17 protein-coding genes are annotated in these 17,920 nt (G+C 72.2%); 6 read left to right on the top strand and 11 right to left on the bottom strand.

What is annotated here, in order from left to right:
• Nucleotides 1-49: 49 nt before the first annotated feature.
• The 3 genes from ACZ7OU_RS32115 to ACZ7OU_RS32125 all read left to right on the top strand — a co-directional run bounded on the left by ACZ7OU_RS32115 (nucleotide 50) and on the right by ACZ7OU_RS32125 (nucleotide 2,481).
• A complete protein-coding gene (locus ACZ7OU_RS32115) occupies nucleotides 50-814 on the top strand; it encodes a thymidine kinase (protein WP_470244187.1) in 765 nt (254 codons plus the stop codon).
• Between the two features lie 227 nt (nucleotides 815-1,041).
• Nucleotides 1,042-1,389, top strand: a complete 348-nt coding sequence (locus ACZ7OU_RS32120; protein ID WP_003081521.1) for an RNA polymerase-binding protein RbpA — start codon at nucleotides 1,042-1,044, stop codon at nucleotides 1,387-1,389.
• A gap of 141 nt (nucleotides 1,390-1,530) precedes the next feature.
• The gene (locus tag ACZ7OU_RS32125; protein WP_470258088.1) at nucleotides 1,531-2,481 is read left to right on the top strand and encodes an RNA polymerase subunit sigma-70; all 951 of its coding nucleotides are present in this window, start codon (nucleotides 1,531-1,533) and stop codon (nucleotides 2,479-2,481) included.
• Here ACZ7OU_RS32125 and ACZ7OU_RS32130 read toward each other — a convergent pair whose 3' ends face one another.
• Entirely contained in the window at nucleotides 2,482-3,045 is a 564-nt protein-coding gene (locus ACZ7OU_RS32130) for a dihydrofolate reductase family protein (RefSeq protein ID WP_470258089.1), read from the bottom strand.
• A 57-nt stretch (nucleotides 3,046-3,102) separates the two neighbouring features.
• The gene (locus tag ACZ7OU_RS32135; protein WP_470258090.1) at nucleotides 3,103-3,711 is read right to left on the bottom strand and encodes an NUDIX domain-containing protein; all 609 of its coding nucleotides are present in this window, start codon (nucleotides 3,709-3,711) and stop codon (nucleotides 3,103-3,105) included.
• A 48-nt stretch (nucleotides 3,712-3,759) separates the two neighbouring features.
• Here ACZ7OU_RS32135 and ACZ7OU_RS32140 point away from each other — a divergent pair, with 48 nt between their 5' ends.
• Nucleotides 3,760-4,515 carry a DeoR/GlpR family DNA-binding transcription regulator gene (locus ACZ7OU_RS32140; protein ID WP_470258091.1) on the top strand — a complete coding sequence of 252 codons (756 nt, stop codon included), beginning with the start codon at nucleotides 3,760-3,762 and terminating at the stop codon, nucleotides 4,513-4,515.
• Here the strand turns inward: ACZ7OU_RS32140 and ACZ7OU_RS32145 are convergent.
• Entirely contained in the window at nucleotides 4,442-5,242 is an 801-nt protein-coding gene (locus ACZ7OU_RS32145) for a PIG-L deacetylase family protein (RefSeq protein WP_470258092.1), read from the bottom strand. The two genes, ACZ7OU_RS32140 and ACZ7OU_RS32145, sit on opposite strands and share 74 nt — an antisense overlap.
• Nucleotides 5,243-5,277: 35 nt before the next feature.
• Here ACZ7OU_RS32145 and ACZ7OU_RS32150 point away from each other — a divergent pair, with 35 nt between their 5' ends.
• A complete protein-coding gene (locus tag ACZ7OU_RS32150; RefSeq protein WP_470258093.1) occupies nucleotides 5,278-6,027 on the top strand; it encodes a class I SAM-dependent methyltransferase in 750 nt (249 codons plus the stop codon).
• Here ACZ7OU_RS32150 and ACZ7OU_RS32155 read toward each other — a convergent pair.
• Genes ACZ7OU_RS32155 through ACZ7OU_RS32165 form a run of 3 tightly spaced genes read right to left on the bottom strand, consistent with a single transcriptional unit; the run spans nucleotide 6,014 to nucleotide 10,043 of the window.
• Nucleotides 6,014-6,781: a polyprenol monophosphomannose synthase gene (locus ACZ7OU_RS32155; protein ID WP_470244194.1), complete on the bottom strand. Its 768-nt coding sequence runs from the start codon at nucleotides 6,779-6,781 to the stop codon at nucleotides 6,014-6,016. The two genes, ACZ7OU_RS32150 and ACZ7OU_RS32155, sit on opposite strands and share 14 nt — an antisense overlap.
• Before the next feature lie 26 nt (nucleotides 6,782-6,807).
• Nucleotides 6,808-8,436: an apolipoprotein N-acyltransferase gene (gene lnt / locus ACZ7OU_RS32160; RefSeq protein ID WP_470258094.1), complete on the bottom strand. Its 1,629-nt coding sequence runs from the start codon at nucleotides 8,434-8,436 to the stop codon at nucleotides 6,808-6,810.
• Nucleotides 8,437-8,447: 11 nt separating this feature from the next.
• Nucleotides 8,448-10,043: an amidohydrolase gene (locus ACZ7OU_RS32165; RefSeq protein ID WP_470258095.1), complete on the bottom strand. Its 1,596-nt coding sequence runs from the start codon at nucleotides 10,041-10,043 to the stop codon at nucleotides 8,448-8,450.
• Between the two features lie 131 nt (nucleotides 10,044-10,174).
• Between ACZ7OU_RS32165 and ACZ7OU_RS32170 the strand changes: the two genes are divergently transcribed.
• Nucleotides 10,175-11,563, top strand: coding sequence for a KamA family radical SAM protein (locus tag ACZ7OU_RS32170; RefSeq protein WP_470244197.1), 1,389 nt, complete (start codon nucleotides 10,175-10,177; stop codon nucleotides 11,561-11,563).
• A 565-nt stretch (nucleotides 11,564-12,128) separates the two neighbouring features.
• On the opposite strand, the gene ACZ7OU_RS32175 is transcribed toward ACZ7OU_RS32170, so the two are convergent.
• The 5 genes from ACZ7OU_RS32175 to ACZ7OU_RS32195 form a co-directional block, all read right to left on the bottom strand.
• Entirely contained in the window at nucleotides 12,129-13,151 is a 1,023-nt protein-coding gene (locus tag ACZ7OU_RS32175; RefSeq protein ID WP_470258096.1) for a hypothetical protein, read from the bottom strand.
• 100 nt (nucleotides 13,152-13,251) lie between these two features.
• Nucleotides 13,252-13,518 (bottom strand): hypothetical protein, encoded by a 267-nt coding sequence (locus tag ACZ7OU_RS32180; protein WP_470258097.1) that lies wholly within the window; start codon nucleotides 13,516-13,518, stop codon nucleotides 13,252-13,254.
• Nucleotides 13,519-13,610: 92 nt separating this feature from the next.
• Entirely contained in the window at nucleotides 13,611-14,006 is a 396-nt protein-coding gene (locus ACZ7OU_RS32185; protein WP_470258098.1) for a hypothetical protein, read from the bottom strand.
• Nucleotides 13,994-14,977, bottom strand: coding sequence for a hypothetical protein (locus tag ACZ7OU_RS32190; protein ID WP_470258099.1), 984 nt, complete (start codon nucleotides 14,975-14,977; stop codon nucleotides 13,994-13,996). The genes ACZ7OU_RS32185 and ACZ7OU_RS32190 overlap by 13 nt, the downstream gene beginning before the upstream one ends.
• A gap of 125 nt (nucleotides 14,978-15,102) precedes the next feature.
• Nucleotides 15,103-17,910 carry an AfsR/SARP family transcriptional regulator gene (locus ACZ7OU_RS32195; RefSeq protein WP_470258100.1) on the bottom strand — a complete coding sequence of 936 codons (2,808 nt, stop codon included), beginning with the start codon at nucleotides 17,908-17,910 and terminating at the stop codon, nucleotides 15,103-15,105.
• Nucleotides 17,911-17,920 lie beyond the last annotated feature (10 nt).

Genomic DNA, 17,920 nt, shown 5'->3' on the forward strand with positions numbered 1-17,920 from the left:
CGCGGGGCTGTCCTGAACGACTGTCCAGACACCGATAGGGTCAGGTGTCGTGACCTTGTTGAACGACCGGGCAGCCGGCCCCGATCCGACCGACGCGCTCTCGTCGGTTCCCGCGGCCGGTTCGCGCCGCGGGACGCCGCCGGTGGGCAGATTGAAGTTCTGTTACGGGCCGATGGACTGCGGGAAGTCGACCCTGGCGCTGCAGATCGACCACAACCACGCGCGGCAGGGCCGGCGCGGTCTGGTGCTGGTGCGCCACGACCGCTCGGGCGCGCCGCAGATCTCGAGCCGGATCGGGCTGAGTCGGCAGGCGGTGGAGGTCGGCGAGGACACCGACGTGCGTGACCTGGTGCGTCAGGAGTGGGCGCGCGGGCAGCACGTGGACTACGTCGTGGTGGACGAGGCGCAGTTCCTCTCCCCCGGGCAGGTCGACCAGCTGGCGGAGCTGGCCGACGAGGTCGAGATCGACGTGTACTGCTTCGGGATCGCGACGGACTTCCGGAGCCGGTTGTTCCCCGGGGCCGCTCGCCTGTTCGAACTCGCGGACGAACTGCAACCCGTTCAGGTGGAAGTGCTGTGCTGGTGCGGGCTGCCGGGACGGTTCAACGCGCGGGTGCTCGAGGGCGAGGTCGTGCGTGAGGGCGACACCGTCGTGGTGGCAGATACCGAACAATCCGTAGTTGAATCTTCAGCTTTGGCCGGTTTTGAGGCCGAAAATGCTACTGTGCGTTATCAGGTATTGTGTCGCCGCCACTTCCGATCGGGTGACTTGGGGCCCGTTACTGGTCGTCACGGTCAGTTACGGTTGACCTGACATGGACCCGAGTAGCCCATCCGGGGGATATCAGCACTAAGAAGGCCGTATTGACGTCACGCCGAAGCGCGAAACGCCTCCTACTAGAGGAAGCTGATGCCGTTGGGTGACGCAGCTCATCGTGAGCAACGACATGGCAGCCCGGGAATCCTCGGGGGCCCCAAGTCGTTGCATAGGGTGAGCATCACCCCAGGCTCCACCCGGAGCTGACTGAAAGGACCCCCATCATGGCCGACCGTGTTCTTCGTGGAAGCCGGCTGGGAGCGGTCAGCTACGAGACCGACCGCAACCACGACCTCGCCCCTCGCCGCACCGTGCGCTACGCCTGCCCCAAGAACCACGAGTTCGAGGTGCCGTTCTCCGACGACGCCGAGATCCCGACGGTCTGGGAATGCCGTCTGCACGGCAGCGAGTCGGAGATCGTGGACGGCGGGCAGCCCGAGCAGAAGAAGGTCAAGCCGCCGCGCACCCACTGGGACATGCTGCTCGAGCGGCGCACGATCCCCGAGCTCGAGGACCTGTTGAACGAACGTCTCGCCGAGCTGAAGGGCCGGCGGACCTCCCGGTCCGCGTAACGCCCGAGAGCGTCGGCCCGTAGCCACCGCTCCCACCACAACGGAAAGGCCCCGCGACCTCCCCCCGCGGGGCCTTTCGCATGCCCGGACCGATCAGAAGTCCTTCGCCACCCCGTCTGTACTGACGGCTCTCTCGCACGGGTGGAAGGATCGACGACCATGATCGACGCGGCGGGGTTCGCGCTCCTCACCGAGCGCCACCGGCGTGAGCTGCAGGTGCACTGCTACCGGATGCTCGCGAACTTCGAGGACGCCCAGGACCTCACACAGGAGACGTTCCTGCGCGCGTGGGACAAGCGGGAGTCGTTCAAGGGCCACGCGGCCGTACGGACCTGGCTGTACCGGATCGCGACCAACGCCTGCCTCGACTTCCTGGACAAGCGCACGCCCGAGCTGCCGGGCGCGGACCTCGAGGTGCCGCACCTGCAGCCCTACCCCGACCGGATGCTCCCCGACGACCCGCAGGAGTCGGCGGTGGCGCGGGAGACGATCGAGCTGGCGTTCGTCGTCGCCGTCCAGCACCTGCCGCCGCGGCAACGGGCCGTGTTCGTCCTGCGGGACGTCCTCGGCTGGCCCGCGTCGCAAGCCGCCGGCACCCTCGAGCTGACCGTCGCCTCGGTGACCAGCGCCCTGCAACGCGCGCGGGTCACGATGCGCGAGCAGCTGCCCGACCGGCGTCTCGACTGGCGGAGCCCCGCCACCCACGAGCTGTCGGACGACGAGCGCGGCGTGGTCAAGGCCTACACCGACGCCCACGAGCGCAACGACCTCGACGGGCTGACGGCCCTGCTGCGCGACGACCTGCGCTTCGCGATGCTGCCCGACCCGGGCACCGTGACCACGGGAGCCCGGGAGGCGGTGGACGGCTGGGTCGCCGGCGGGCTCTTCCGGCGCGGCCACGACGACTGGCGCTGTACCCCCACGACGGTCAACCGCATGCCCGCCGCCGCGCTGTACCTGCGCACCCCCGAAGACCCGGTGCACCGGCTGCTGAACCTCGCGGTCCTGCACATCGCCGACGGGAAGATCGCCGAGCTCACCGGGTTCGAGGTCGCCGGCAAGCCCTGGCTGGGCCTGCCGGCGACGCTGTGATCACCGCGTCTCGTACCGGGTCAGCACCGCGCCCCCGGGGAACGTCCGCGTCTCGACCAGGTTCAGGTGCACCCAGCTGTCCAGCGCGGTGAAGAACGGCGTGCCGCCGCCCACCAGGACCGGGTGGGTGACCAGCACGTACTCGTCGACCAGCCCGGCCCGCAGGGCAGCCCGGGCGAGCGTCGCGCCGCCGATGGTCATCGGGCCGCCGACCTCGGCCTTGAGCCGGGTGATCTCGGCGACCGCGTCGCCGGTGACCAGGCGGGTGTTCCAGTCGACCTTGTCGACGGTCGAGGAGAACACGACCTTCGGCGTGTCCCGCCAGTTCCGGGCGAACTCGATCTGCGCCGGCGTGGCGTCCGGCTGCTGGTCACCGGTCGGCCAGTAGGAGCTCATCGCCTCCCACAGCTTGCGGCCGTACAGCGACGTCCCGATGCCGAGCTCGTAGTCGAGCCACCACTGGAACAGCTCGTCGCCCGGCGCGCCGCTCCAGCCGATGTCGTCGCCGGCCGCGGCGATGTAGCCGTCCAGGGTCAGGTTCATGCCGAAGATCAGTTTCCGCATCGTGCCGGCCTTTCGTGAGTGTCGCTTCCCCCATACAGACGGGCGTGGCGGGGAAACCTAATCGGTGCGGAACGGGCCGCGCAGGGCTGCCCACTGCAGGAGCATGATCGTCTTCGCGTCCGCGATCTCCCCCGTCTCGATCATCTTGAGGGCGTCCTCGAAGCGCAGCTCGACCACCTCGATGTCCTCCCCCTCCTCGGCGATCCCGCCACCCGCGCCGCGGTCGGCCGGGTCGTAGGGCGCCGCGTAGCAGTGCAGGCGCTCGGTCACCGAGCCCGGGCTCGTGTACACGTCGAACACGTGCTCCAGCTCGCCGATGCGGACGCCGGTCTCCTCCTGCGCCTCGCGGCGGATCGCCGTCTCGGGGTCGTCGGCGTCCAGCAGGCCCGCGGCCGCCTCCAGGAACATGCCGTCCGGGTGGTCGTTGACGTAGACCGGGTAGCGGAACTGACGCGTCAGCAGCACCATCCCGCCCGCCGCGTCGTAGAGCAGCACGGTCGCGCCGTTGCCGCGATCGTAGGTTTCCCGCTGCTCGGTGGTCCAGCGGCCGTCGTCGTGCTGGTAGTCGAACGTCGTGCGGCGCAGCACGTACCAGGCCGACGACAGCAGTTCCACGTCGGTGACACGGACGCGCGGGTTGCGGGACGGGCTTGTCGAGGAGGTCATGCCGCGACCATAATGTGCACGACTCGGCAGAAACAAGGAGGACTGTGCATGCTCGTCGCCGAACGCCGTGACCTCTTGCTCGCCCGGCTCGCGGCCGACGGCAAAGTGTTGGCGAAGGACGTGGCCACCGAGCTCGGCGTCTCGGAGGACAGCATCCGCCGCGACCTGCGCGACCTCGCCGCCGCCGGGCTCTGCCAGCGCGTCTACGGCGGCGCGTTGCCCGTCTCCCCCGCCGTCGCCGACTACGCGAGCCGCACGGCCATCGCCGTCGACGGCAAGGACCGGGTCGCGCGGATCGCCGCCGGCCTGGTCCGGCCCGGCTCGACGGTCATCCTCGACGGCGGCACCACCACCCTCGCCGTCGCGAACGCCCTGCCGAAAGACCTCGAGGCCACCATCGTCACCCACAGCCCGACCGTCGCCGTCGCCCTGCTCGACCACCCGGGCGTCGAGGTCTTCCTACTGGGCGGACGCCTGTTCCGGCACTCCGCGGTCACCTGCGGCGCCGCCGCGGCCGAGGCCGCCCAGGCGATCAGCGCCGACGTCTTCCTGCTCGGCGTCACCGGCGTCCACCCCGACGCCGGGCTCACCACCGGCGACGCCGAGGAAGCCGCGATGAAACGCACCCTGGCCCGGCGCGCCGCCGACACCTACGTGCTGGCCAGTGCCGAGAAGCTCGGCGCGGCCTCCCGGTTCACCGTGCTGCCGTTCGCCGACATCGCCGGCGTCATCACCGACGCCGATCCAGGCGACCAGAACGTGCAGAAACTTGCAGCGATCGGCGTGGCGATCCGGCCGGGCTGACCTCGACGTACCACTCGCGACCCGCCACCACCGCGAACAACGGCGCCGGCAGCCACACGAGCACCCGCAGCGCCGCCGCGAGCCGCCCGCTGCCGCGGACGTCGGACACGTGCGCGGCCAGCGCCGCCTGCTTGCGCCCGGCGAACCGCCGCACGTCGAAGCGGTGGGTGACGGCCGAAGCCGGGCTCCCTACGTGGTCGAGCGCTTCGGCGTCGTACGGGAACGGGATCCGCGAGGCCCGGACCACCCGGACGAACCGCCGGGCGAAGTCGCGCGGGATCGTGGCCTCCAGCAGCCGCGTCCCGGTCAGCCGGGCCGCCCGTCGCGCGACGGCGTGCACCTGGACGTGGTCACGGTGGCCGTAGCCGCCGTTCGCGTCGTAGCCGAGCAGGAGGTCGGCCTTCTCCTCGTGCAGCACGGCGGCGAGCCGGTGGGCGGCCTCCTCGGTGTCCGCGCGTGCGAAGCGCTGCCGGCCGGGCGGATCGGGGTACAGCTCGGGCCCGTGGCCGCTGTCGGCGTACCCGAGGTGCACGACGCGCCGGACGCCGAGGATGGCCGCGCTCGCCTCCAGCTCCCGCCAGCGCGGGGTCGGGGATTCGGCGTCCATGCCGTCGGTGGCCACGACGACCACCACCCGGTGCCCGTCGGCCGCCGCGCGGGCGAGGGTGCCGCCGCTCAGCAGGACGGGGTCGTCGGCGTGGGCGTGGAAGGCCACGATGGTCGTCATCGGCCCCATGATGGCCGATGACGGGAGAAGACGGCATGAGTGAACCCCACCGGGTCCGGTTCGCGGCGTTGTTCGACGCCGAGGTGCGCCCGCACAACGAGCGGTTCCGCGCCGCGGCCGCCGTACGGCCGGGCGAAGACGTCCTCGACGTCGGGTGCGGCACCGGCGAGTCCACCCGCGAAGCCGCCGAAGCGGGCGCGACGGCGCTGGGCGTCGACGTCTCGGCGCAGTCGATCGCCAAGGCCCGCGAGCTCGGCGGGGCGACCTTCGAGGTGGCCGACGTCCAGACGCACCCGTTCCCGGCGGCGACGTTCGACGTCGTGCTCAGCCGGTTCGGGGCGATGTTCTTCGCCGACCCGCCCGCCGCGTTCGCCAACCTCGCCCGCGCGCTGCGCCCCGGTGGGCGCCTGGTGCTGCTGGTGTGGCAGGAGCGGGCCCGCAACGAGTGGTACTCGGTGCTGCACGACGCCGTCTCCCCCGGCACGGCCGCGCCGCCGCCCGGGCCGCACTTCTCCCTCGGCGACCGAAGCCACACCGAGGCCCTGCTGCGGGACGCGGGCTTCGGCGACGTCGAGTTCACCGAGCTGCGCGAGCCCGTCTGCTACGGACCCGACGCGGCGACGGCGTGCGAGTTCGCCCTCGGTCTTCACGACGTCCAGGAACTGCGGCCCACCGACGGCGCCGTCGCGCGCCTGCGGGACGCCTTCGCCGCGCACGAAACCCCGGACGGCGTGCTGCTGGGCGCCCGGACGTGGATCGTGACCGCGCGGGTCAGCCGCGCTTGACCAGGCGGCGCAGCTGCTGCCAGCGGCGCTCCACGCCCCACGTGGCCACCCGCAGGAACGCCTCGCGGATGATCGAGCCGTCCATCTTGGACTCGCCGATCTCGCGCTCGGTGAAGGTGATCGGCACCTCGACGATCTCGAACCCGGCGTCGGCCGTGCGGACCGTCAGGTCGATCTGGAAGCAGTAGCCGTGCGAGTTGACCTCGTCCAGGGCCAGCTTCTCCAGCACCGGACGGCGGTAGGCGCGGAACCCGGCGGTGATGTCGCGGGTGCGCATGCCCAGCGCGACCTGCGAGTAGATGTTGGCGCCGCGCGAGAGGACCTGGCGCTTGAGCGGCCAGTTCACCACGCTGCCGCCCGGCACGTACCGCGACCCGATGGCCAGGTCGGCGTCACCGACGGCGTCCAGCAGCCGGGGCAGGTCCTCGGGCGCGTGCGAGCCGTCGGCGTCCATCTCGACGATGGTGTTGTACTCCCGCGCCAGGCCCCAGCGGAACCCGGCGATGTAGGCGGCGCCGAGGCCGGCCTTCTCGGTGCGGTGCAGCACGTGGACGTGGTCGTTGGCGGCCGCGCGCTCGTCGGCGAGCTCGCCGGTGCCGTCCGGGCTGCCGTCGTCCACCACGAGCGCGTGCACGTCCGGGAGTACCTTCTGCAGGCGATCCAGGATCGGGCCGAGGTTCTCCCGTTCGTTGTACGTCGGGATCACCACCAGCACCGGCTCGATTCCCCGGGCCCCCCGCGGCGCCTGCGACATCCGTGCTCCTCCGATATCCCCGGCGGTCAGTCCGCCGTGTCCCCTGCCGTGCCGGCGCTGCCGCGCCGGGTGCGAAAACGGAGCACGAGCCCGCCGGCCACCCCGGCGATCGCCAGTGCCAGCAGCCCGTACTCCGTCCACGCACCGAGTCGATCCGACAGCGTAGTCTGCGTCCGCAGCGGGACGCGCCCGACCAGGGAATCCGCGGTGAAAAGGCCCGTTGAGCTGGTAACCGTTCCGTCGGGGGCGACGATCGCGCTCACCCCTGAGACGGCGGACACCACGACCGACCGGCCGTGCTCGACCGCCCGCAGCCGCGACATGGCCAGCTGCTGGACGCTCATCTCGCTCTCGCCGTACCAGGCGTTGTTGGTCGGCACGACGAGTAGTTCGGCGCCGTCGCGCACGGCGTCGCGGGCCGGGTAGTCGAACGCGGCCTCGTAGCAGACGAACATGCCGACCTTCGTGCCCGCGACGGCCATCGTCTGGTTCGCGCCGTCGCCGGGGACCATGTCGACGGTCTCGGAGTCCAGGAACGGCGTGACCAGCTCGGCGAGCTTGCGGGCGGGCACGTACTCGCCGAAGGGCACCAGCTGCTGCTTCGCGTAGCGCTGCCCGGGCCCGGTGTGCGGGTCCCAGGCGATGACGGAGTTCTGCAGGTGCCGGTCGGGCAGCTCGTAGATCGCGCCGATCAGCGCGGGCACGCCGAAGTTCGCGACGAGCTGGTCGACCTGCGGGTCGGGCCCGGTGACGGTGGTGGCGCTCTCCGGCCACAGCACCAGGTCCGGCTTCGGGACCTTCCCGGCGCGGATGGCGTCGAGCAGCCGTTGGCTCTCGGCGATGGTGTTGTTGCGCAGGACGGTCCGTTCGCCCTGCAGCGCCAGCCCGATGTCCGGCGCGTTGCCCTGCACGGTCGCGACGGTCAGCTCGCCGTCCTGCGCGGCGGTGCCGACGGTCGGCCACAGCGCCAGGCCGGCCACGACGGGCAGGAGCGTGCCGACGGCGGCGAAGACGGCCGGGCGGGTGCGCAGCGCCGCCGTGAGCGCTTCGCGGCCGTCCCAGAGCCGTCCGAGGAGGGCGGCGAGGCAGAACCCGCTGAGGACGACGGCGAAGCCGACCAGCGGTGCGCCGCCGATCGAGGCGAGCGGCAGGAACGCGCCTTCGGGCTGGCTGAAGGCGACCCGGCCCCAGGGGAAGCCGCCGAAGGGGAACCACGCGCGGGGCGTCTCCAGCGCGATGAACACCAGCGCGGCCCACAGCGGACCGGCCGGCAGCCGCGACACCCACGTGATGAGGCCGCCCGCGAGGCCGTAGTAGAGCGCCAGCGCGAACGACAGGCCCAGCCACGGCCACGGCCCGAAGTCGGGGCCGAGGAAGTCCAGCAGCCACGTCAGCAGCGGCAGGAAGAACACGAACCCGAACGCGAAGCCGTAGCCGAACGCGCCGCGGAAACTGCGGCCGCGCAGCACGAGCGCGAACCCGGCGAACGCCAGCGGCGCGAGCCACCACAGCGGGCGGGGCGCGAAGCTCAGGTAATAGGCGAACCCGGACACCAGCGCGCCGGCCAGGCGCAGCAGCCCGGCACGCGGGAATCGCCGGGTTCGGGCGGGTTGGTGCGGGGCGCCCGGTTCGGGGTCCGCCACGGTGACTGCCACGGAAGACGACTCTAGGTGATGGTGTCGTGGAGGACTTCACCCGCGCGGACCGTGCGCAGGCAGTGCGGCAGGACGGCGTCCGGTTCGAGCCGCGGCAGGGGCGGGACACCGGCGCGGGGGTCGGTGGACCAGCGCTGCACGCGGCTGTCCGGGGTCGCGACGACGAGGTCGGTCGCGTCCCAGATCGCGTAGTGCGCGGGCGCGCCCGGCACGAGGCTGCCGGTGATGCCGTCGTTGACGCCGGCGGCGCGGTGCCCGGCGCGGGTGTGGGCGGTGAACGCGGCGCGCGGCGACAGGCCGGCGCCCGGGGTGCGGTGGTAGGCGGCGGCGCGGACGCTCGCCCACGGGTCCAGTGGCGTCACCGGCGCGTCGGAACCGAAGGCCAGCAGGACGCCCTCGGCGGCGAGGGTCGAGAACGGGTTGAGCCCGGCGGCGCGGGCGGTGCCGAGACGTTCGGCGTACATGCCTTCGTCGCCGCCCCAGAGCGCGTCGAACAACGGCTGCATCGACGCGACCACGCCCCAGCCGGCCAGGAGCTTCGCCTGCTCGGCGGTGACCATCTCCAGGTGCTCCAGCCGGTGGTGGCGGGCGGCGAGGGCGCGCTGCCCGACCTCCTTCTCGGCGAGCCGGAAGCCTTCGACGACTTCGGCGACGGCGGCGTCGCCGATGACGTGGAAGCCGGCCTGCAGCCCGGCTTCGGTGCAGACGGCCAGGTGTTCGCCGATGCGGTGCGCGTCGAGGTAGAGCGTGCCGGAGCCGGTGTGGTCGGCGTAGGGGGCGCTCAGGGCGGCGGTGTGGGAGCCGAGGGCGCCGTCGGCGAACAGGTCGCCGGCCAGGCCGCGGGCGCCGAGCTGTTTCGCGGTCTCGACAGCGCCGAGTTCGCCCCAGTAGCCGACGACCTCGGTGGTATCCGGGCCGGCGAGGGCGAGCAGGGCGGCGAGGTCGTCGCGGCCGGAGATGTCGGGGCCGGCGCATTCGTGGACGCTGACGATGCCCTGGGCCGCGGCCTCGACGAGGAACGCGCGCTGGGCGCGTTCGCGCTGTTCGGGGGTGATCGCGGCGCGCACGGCCGCGCGGACGGCGTGGTGGGCGGCGCGGGTCAGCGGGCCGTCGGGCGACCAGCCGCCGGCGTCGCGGGCGGCCGGGGCCAGGTCGACCAGCGCGGTGGAGACCAGCGCGGAGTGGACGTCGACGCGGCTGAGGTAGACGGGGGTGGCGCCGGCGGCGTCGTCGAGCTCGGCGCGGCTGGGCAGCCGCGAGTCGGTCCAGGTGCTCTCGTCCCAGCCGTGGGCGAGCAGGGCCTGCCCGGGGACGATCGCGTCGCGCACGCGGGCCAGCAGCTCGGCGCCGGAGCGGACGCCGGTGAGGTCGAGGCCGCTCAGGTGCAGGCCGGTGGCGGTGGCGTGGACGTGCGCGTCGACGAACGCGGGGGCGACGAAGGCGCCGTGGAGGTCGACGATCTCGGCGTTTTCGTGGAGGGCGCGGGCCGGGCCGTCCTGGCCGACCCAGACCACGGTGCCGCCGGTGACCGCCATGGCCGTGGCGTCCGGGCCGGCGGGGGTGTAGACGCGCCCGCCGAGCAGGAGCGTCGTGTGTTCGTCCGTCACGCCCTTGAGTCTGCCCCCGGTGGCGAGGGCTACTGCACCTGGGGGAAGACACACCAGCAGGCAGGAAGATTTACTCCGTGAGAACGTTATGACAGGATATTTTAACGCGTTCCCGACGACTAGGAGTACAAGTGACTGCGATCCAGGAACCTGTGACGCCTGCCGCCGCCTTCGACCAGCCCTACGAGTACGCCCGCGCCGAGCTCGTGGAACCCGACTGGCGCCGCTTCCCCGGCTGGCACGACGTGACCGACGCCGAGTGGCGCGACGCGCAGTGGCAGCGGGTGCACTGCATCCGCAACGCGAAGCAGCTGCGCGCGCTGATGGGCGACCTGCTGGAGGAGCGCTTCTACGACGACATGCTCGCCGACCAGCGCGAGATGGCGACGATGTCGATGCTGCTGCCGCCGCAGATGATCAACACGATGGCGCCCACGGCGGGCACCGACCCGGCGAAGGTCACCGAGGCGTTCTACGCCGACCCGATCCGCCGCTACATGCTCCCGGTGCGCAGTGATCGTGACTCCACCTGGCCGAGCCACCCCCACTCCGAGCGCGACTCGCTGCACGAGGCCGAGATGTGGGTCGTGGAGGGCCTGACCCACCGCTACCCGACCAAGGTGCTGGCCGAGATGATCTCGACGTGCCCCCAGTACTGCGGCCACTGCACCCGCATGGACCTGGTCGGCAACTCCACGGAGACGGTCGAGAAGCACAAGCTCTCGCTCAAGCCGGTCGACCGCCAGGACGCGATGATCGCGTACCTGAAGAAGACCCCGGGCGTCCGCGACGTGGTGGTGTCGGGCGGCGACGTGGCCAACGTGCCGTGGCCGCAGCTGGAGTCGTTCCTGATGCGCCTGATGGACATCGACACGGTCCGCGACATCCGCCTGGCGACGAAGGCACTGGCGGCGCTCCCGCAGCACTGGCTCCAGCCGAAGGTGGTCGAGGGCCTGGAGCGCGTCGCGGTGACGGCCCAGCGCCGCGGCGTCAACCTGGCGATCCACACGCACGTGAACCACGCCCAGTCGGTGACGCCCCTGGTGGCGGAGGCCGCCCAGACGGCGTTGAACGTGGGTGTGCGGGACGTGCGCAACCAGGGCGTGCTGATGCGCGGGGTGAACGCGACGCCGGCCCAGCTGCTGGACCTGTGCTTCGCGCTGCAGGGCGAGGCGAACATCCTGCCGTACTACTTCTACATGTGCGACATGATCCCGAACGCGGAGCACTGGCGGGTTGCTGTTTGGGAAGCCCAGGAGCTGCAGCACGCGATCATGGGGTACCTGCCGGGGTACGCGACGCCGCGCATCGTGTGCGACGTGCCGTATGTGGGGAAGCGGTGGGTGCACCAGCTGGCGGAGTACGACCGGGAGCTGGGGATTTCGTACTGGACGAAGAACTACCGGACGGGGATCGAGCTCGAGGACCCGGAGGCGTTGCAGCGCCGGTACCCGTACTACGACCCGATTTCGACGCTGCCTGAGGCCGGCCGGACCTGGTGGGCGAACCAGCCCCGCTGACGCCTAGCGGGTGCCGTGCGGCCCGATCGGGGCCGCGCGGCACCCTTTGGCTTATTCGCGTGTTTGGTCTGGTCAGGGCCGGTGCGTTCCGGTTGCGACCGATCGCCATACGGCCCAGAAGAACCATTGTGGACAGTTACCCGGACCTGGCGACGGACGCGGACCAGTCGGGCCGCGGCGCCAAACCGTCCAGCGACCGTCCCGGTGAGACCCTGACGGCGAGGCGACTCCTAGTAGACCGTTGTGGCTAAGCCACGCCGGCCGCCATGCCGGGCGTGACGCCCGAGCTTGCTGGCATCGCTCTCGCGATAGTCCCGGATGTGCCCCTGACCTGCTGGTCATGCCGCCTGGGGCTGTGATCATTCCTGGGCCGGTTCCGCAACCTGAACCGCTGACCGTCAGTGCCGGTGGCCGACTTCGGCGGAAACATCCGCGCGTCGCCCCCGACACCGCATCCGAAGCGGTGAAACGTGCCGTGGCTGGGCCGGACCCGGAACATCCGCGATCGGCAGAACGAGCAGTCGCCGCGCAGCTGCTGCTGTCCGGCCGCGTGATGCAAGCGATGTCAGCAGCCGCGGTGGTAGGCCACCGCCCGGGGTTGCGTCGTGCCCGGCAACCTGATGGTCGCGGCCAGCGTCCCGTCGTCGGTGAGCCCCGCGGGCCGCGGGGCCGCGTTGAAGTCGGCGTCGCCGGCCAGGTCGGCCGTGGGTTCGCCGTTCTCCCAGATGCGGAGTTCGTAGTTCTCGGGGCCGAAGGTGTGGGCCACGCCGGCCATCGTCGTGCCGGCGTCGAGGAACAGGGTGTCGGCCGCTTCGGTGGTCTTGTGCACGACGTTCCCGGCCAGGTCCGCCTCGATGGCGACCATCGTCAGCTCGGGCGTGACGACCGAAGCGGCGATGCGACCGCCGTGGAAGGCCTCGAGGTAGACCGCGCCACCGGGGTACAGCGGGGGCAGCTGCCGGTAACCGCCGTCGGTGGCTCGGACGAACACCTCGCCCGAGCTCTCGCCGATGTCGGTGTAGAGCAGGACGCGGCCCTGCTCGTCGACGTCGACCGGGTAGGTGTCGTAGAGGTGCTGCGGATCCGGGTTCAGGACCTCGGCTGTGCCCGGCCGCTCGGCGGCCCACAGCACCGGGTGGACGTCGCCGCCGAAATCACCGTAGGCGACACCGATGACGTCCCCGGCGTTGTTGATGTGCGTGGCCTTGGCGGACCGGAACCCTTGCGGCATGGGCAGGTTCACGTATTGGCCACCGCGGTACACGACGGGTTTCGCGGCCCACCAATCACCGGTCCCCCCGTCCCCCACGACGTCTCCGGAGGAGTTGATGTCGCGCACTTCGACCAGGCGGAACGACGAAACGACCTGACCGCCGTGCCACCGCACCTGCGAATACGCGTCGGGCCCGCGCACCGCTCCGACGAACCAGTCGCCTTCGGCCGCCGCGTAGACCTCACTGCTGGTGTAGGGCGCCGGCAGTGCCAGCGGTGTCATCGCCCAGGTGCAGCTCGCCGCCACCGCGGGTTGTGCGCCGGGCACGAGGGCGGCGGCGAGCGCCGCCACGAGTAGAAGAGTTCGCTTGAGCATGGTTCCCCCCGGGAGTCGGCCGTCTTCCCACCACGCCCAGCGGCCCCGGGAGGTTTGGTCGCCGGCCGGGTTGCCACCCGAACGGCTCAACGAGCCGGCGTCACAGGTCCAGGCCACCCACGTCCAACGCGGCCAGGGCGGCGCGGTGCTCCGGGCTGTCCTGCCAGTGCAGGCGGCGCCCGGCCTCGACCGCCACGCCGAACCCGGCGCGGCCGCGCCGGTGCCGGCCGAGCACGCCCCGCTGCGCGGGGTGCGGCGACCGCTGGTCGGAGCAGCACCCGACGGTCGGCCGGTCCAGCCACGGCCCGGCGCTCGGACGAATCGACGACGGCGTGGTGCTGGTGTGGTCCTGGGACGGCTTCCGCACCCAGCAGGCCGCCCGTGCCGGCCACACGACGAGCGACCGCCGAACGGTGAGCAGGCGCCGGAGATCCGGCGCCTGCTCACCCCACTGCAGTGCTAGTTGCAGATCATGGTGTCACGCCTGCAATTCGTGAAGTCGTACACCCTCTCATACTCGCTTTTGATGGCGAGGTAGACACGATTCGCCCCACCGGGAACGTCCGCGGAAAGGGAAAAGCTTCCCGAAGTTATAGTATCGCAGTGAAGGCTCGTGCTTCTCGCGTCAAGCGCTTTCAAGTCCACCAGCGAGGTCGCGTATGCCCGCTCGCAGCCGCTGGCGTTGAACGACCCGATGACGCCGACTGAGCGGTTGTAAAAGGTGACCGTACCGGAATAGTAGCCACCCGTGCCGTCCTTGAGGAGGAAGTTGAGAGTGGGGTAGGCAGCTGCGCTTGCCGGTGACGCTGCGGCAACTGTCCGGACGGAAAATCGTTTCATCGTCAGTTCCGGCACGTCCAGAGCGTGCCGATCTGCCGAGTGTTGTCCGTGCTGACGCCTGCGATCTGCCGCCCGTCGGCGCTGATCGCGGTCGGGTAGAGCGGGTAGTTGTTCCCGAGCTGGGGCAGCTGCAGCTGGCGGCCGTGCTTCCAGCGCGCCGGGGACCCGTTGCGGTTCTTCGCCGCGACGACGCCGTTCGCGGCGAGGACCCCGCCCTGGGCGTACGTGCTGTCAGGCAAGGGGCGTTCGCGTCCGGTCAGCACGTCGATGTAGGTGAGCTCATCGCCCTCTGCGCCGCCGCGGTCGGCGATCAGCACGCCCCCGGCCAGGTCCGACGCGCGGTGCCCGCCCGGGCCGATCACCGGGAACGACCGCACGACCGTGCCGTCGAGCCGGTAGACCGTCTGCACCTCGTCGCCGGCGAACCCCGCCGAACTCAGGACGAAGCCGAGGTCGTCCACCTTCAGGGCCATCGTGTACACCGGCCCGTCGTCGAGCACCCGCGGCGTCCGCGTGCCCGCCGGCCAGACGACGGCGCGGGACAGGCCGTCGACCCAGGCGTACCCCGAGACGTCGCCGCGGGCGTTGATGTCGGTCGCCCCCGAGCCCGGCTCACCCGGCTCCGGCAGGAACGTCGTCACCCCGCCCGACCGGATCGCCGCGTGCTGCCTCCCGTCGGCGAACTGCGAGCCCACCATCACGCCGCCGGAGTTGATCGCGGACGGGACGAACTCCCCGAGGTCCGTCGTCACCCCGTCGCGCCACTGCAGCCCGTGCTCGTTGTCGCCGAAGTGCGACCGGCCGAGGCCGACGAACGTGCCGTGGTCGTCGGTGGCGGCCGGGTAGACCTCCTCGCCGGCCACCGTTCCGGGCAGCTCGGCCACCCGGCACACCGCGGCCGGCGCGAGCTCCGCCGCGGACGCCGTCGCCGGCGCGGCGACCGCCAGCACACTCACGGCGGCCAGCACCTTCAGTCTTGCTCCCACGTTTCCTCCCCGGGTGGGTGTCGCCAGGCCCGCACGGCCCTGGCGAACCCCTCACGCTCGAGCAGGTCCTTCGGTTGAGTCCCGCAAGCAGCCGGCCAAAGCGCAGCAGCTTGGCCGCCGACGCCTCACCCCGCGCGAACGGGCCCTGAGTCGAGCCTCGCTTCGACCTCCAGCGCGGCCTCGTCCAGGTTCTGGGCCCGGTAGAGCGCCGCGGCTCGCTGCCACGCCGCCCGGGCCCGGGACGGTTCCGCCAAGCGCTGGTACTCGTCGCCCATCGCCGTGTGGGTTGCCGCCTGGCGGTAGGTGTTGTCCAGCCGGTGCCAGAGCTCCAACGCCCGCTCGCAGTGGCGCAAAGCCTCGGCGCTGTCCCCGACCGCGGTCGCGATCGCGCCGAGGTTGTCCAGGCTGTCCGCCTGCCCGTACACGTCGCCCTGCTCCCGGCAGCGGGCCAGCGCGGACTCGCAGTACTCGCGCGCCCGGTCGTGGTGGCCCAGCCGGGTGTGGCACGCACCCATCATGCTGAGCGCCCTCGTCTCCCACTTCTCGTCGCCCACCGACCGATACAGGTCGCGCGCGCTGGTGATGTGGGTGAGCGCGCGGCTGTCGTCGTCGCGGTGGGACCAGGCCAGCGCCAGCACGAAGTGGGCGCCGGCCTGCCCGAGCGTGTCGCCGATCTGCTCGGACAGCGCCAGCGATCGGTTCAGGTGGAGCAGCGCCTCCTCCTGCCGGCCGAGCGGGGCGTAGACCAGGCCGAGCCGGCGGTGCGCGCGGGCCTGGACCGCGGCGTTCTCCAGCCGTTCGGCCGCCTCCAGCCCCGCGCGCCAGGCGTCGATGTTCTCGTGCAGGTGGCCGCGCCGGTAGTGGAAGTTGTCCAGCGTCCAGGCCAGCTGCCAGACGGCCGTGTCCCAGCCGGCGTTCGTGGCCGCCACCCGGGCACCCACCACACACCCGTGGTGGGTGTCGAACCACGCCATCGCCGCGGCGTCGTCGGGGAGGGCGAGCGGGACGCAGCCCGCGGCCGGCTCGCCCAGGTCGAGGGGCGGGTGCTGCTGGTCGAGCAGGCGGCTGGCCGCGTAGGCAGTGTGGAGGTAGAAGTCCACGACCCGGCGCAGGGCCCCGGCCCGGGCCGCCTCCGGCTCTTCGGTCAGCGCGACGGCGCGCGCGTGCCGTCGGACCAGGTCGTGAAGCCGGTACCGGCCGGTGAGCGGCTGCTGCACGAGGTGGTCATCGACGAGGCTCTCCAGCAGCTCGTTCGCCTCGGCGCGGGCCACCCCGGCGAGGGCGGCCGCCGCCGGGACGTCGATCTCCGCGCCCGGATGCACGCCGAGCAGCCGGAACATCCGCCGCCGCGGCTCGTCCAGCCGCTGGTAGGACAGCGCGAACGCGGCCCCGACGCTGCGATCCCCGACCGCCAGCTCGGCGAGCGTGGAGTACGCCTCCCCCAGCCGGTCCGCCAGGTAGCGGACGGTCCACGCGGGCCGCGAGCGCAGCCGGGCGGCGGCGATGCGGATCGCCAGCGGCAGGTGGCCGCACCGCTCGACGACGTCGCGGACCGCGCCGGCCTCGGCGGTCGCCCGCTCGTCGCCGACGACCCCGGCGAACAACGCGACCGCGTCGGCCTGCGGCAGCACGTCCAGCGACAGGGTGCGCGCCGACTCGAGGTCGACGAGCCGGCGTCGGCTGGTGATCAGCGTCAGGCTCCGCGCGGTGCCGGGCAGCAGCGGGCGGACCTGCGCGGCGTCGGCGGCGTTGTCCAGCAGGACCAGCACCGAACGCGCCGCCAGCTCCGCGCGCCACAACGCGGCCCGCGCGTCCAGGTCGGCGGGGATCCGATCACCGGGCACGCCCAGCGCCCGCAGCAGGCTGTCCAGCGCGGACGTCGGGGCGATCGGCGGCTGGCCCGGGGTGTGGCCGTGCAGGTCGATGAACAGCTGCGCGTCGGGGTAGCGCTCGGTCAGCCGGTGCGCGGCGTGCACCGCCAGCGTCGTCTTGCCGACGCCCGCCATGCCGTCCAGCGCCTCGATGACCATGGCCAGCGGGGCCGTCTCGGGCCCGCTCGCGAGCAGCCGGTCCAGCTCGGCCCGGCGGCCCGCGAAGTCCGCGATGTCGCCCGGCAGATCACTGCGCACCGGCCGGGCCGGCGGGCCGTGGACGACCACGGCGGCGGTCGCCTCGAGCCGGCTGTCGTTCGCCAGCACCTGCCGGTGCACCTCGACGAGCCGCGGCGAGGGGTCCAGGCCGAATCGTTCGACAAGCACGGTGCGTGCCCGCGCGAACGTGTCGAGTGCGTCGGCCTGTCTGCCGGCCCGGTACAGCGCGGTCATCAGCTGGCCCCACAGCCGCTCGTGGCCGGGGTGACGTTCGGTGAGCCCGGTGAGCTCCTCCACCAGGACGGTGCCCGCGCCGGTGGCGAGCTCGGCGTCGACGCGGTCCTCGACGGCACCGAGGCGCAGCCCGTGCAGCCGCGTCGCTTCGGCGCGCAGCTGCGGGACGGTGGCGAACTCGGCGTAGGCGTCCCCGCGCCACACGGCGAGCGCGGCGGCCAGCCGTTCCGCAGCCACCTGCGGCTCGGTCCCCATCGCCTGCCTGCCGGCCACGACGAGCCCTTCGAAGCGGCCGGCGTCGACGGCATCGGGCGGCGGTCGCAGCAGGTACCCGGCGGGGTGGGTGACGATCAGGTCGGCCGCCGGCGCCAGCGAGTGCCGCAGCCGTGACACGTAGCTGCGGACGGTCCGGTGCGCGTCCCGCGGCGCCTCGGTCTCCCAGAGCGCGTCGACGAGCGTTCCCACCGAGGTCACGCGGCCGGCGTTGGCCGTGAGCAGGGCGAGGAGCGTGCGGATGCGGAATCCGCCGAGCTCCAGGACCTGGTCGCGCACCCGCAGCTCGAAGGGCCCGAGCACCTGGAACCGCGGACCGTCCGAATCCGTCCTCACGCCTACAGGT

Source organism: Amycolatopsis sp. NPDC114505 (assembly GCF_055633615.1).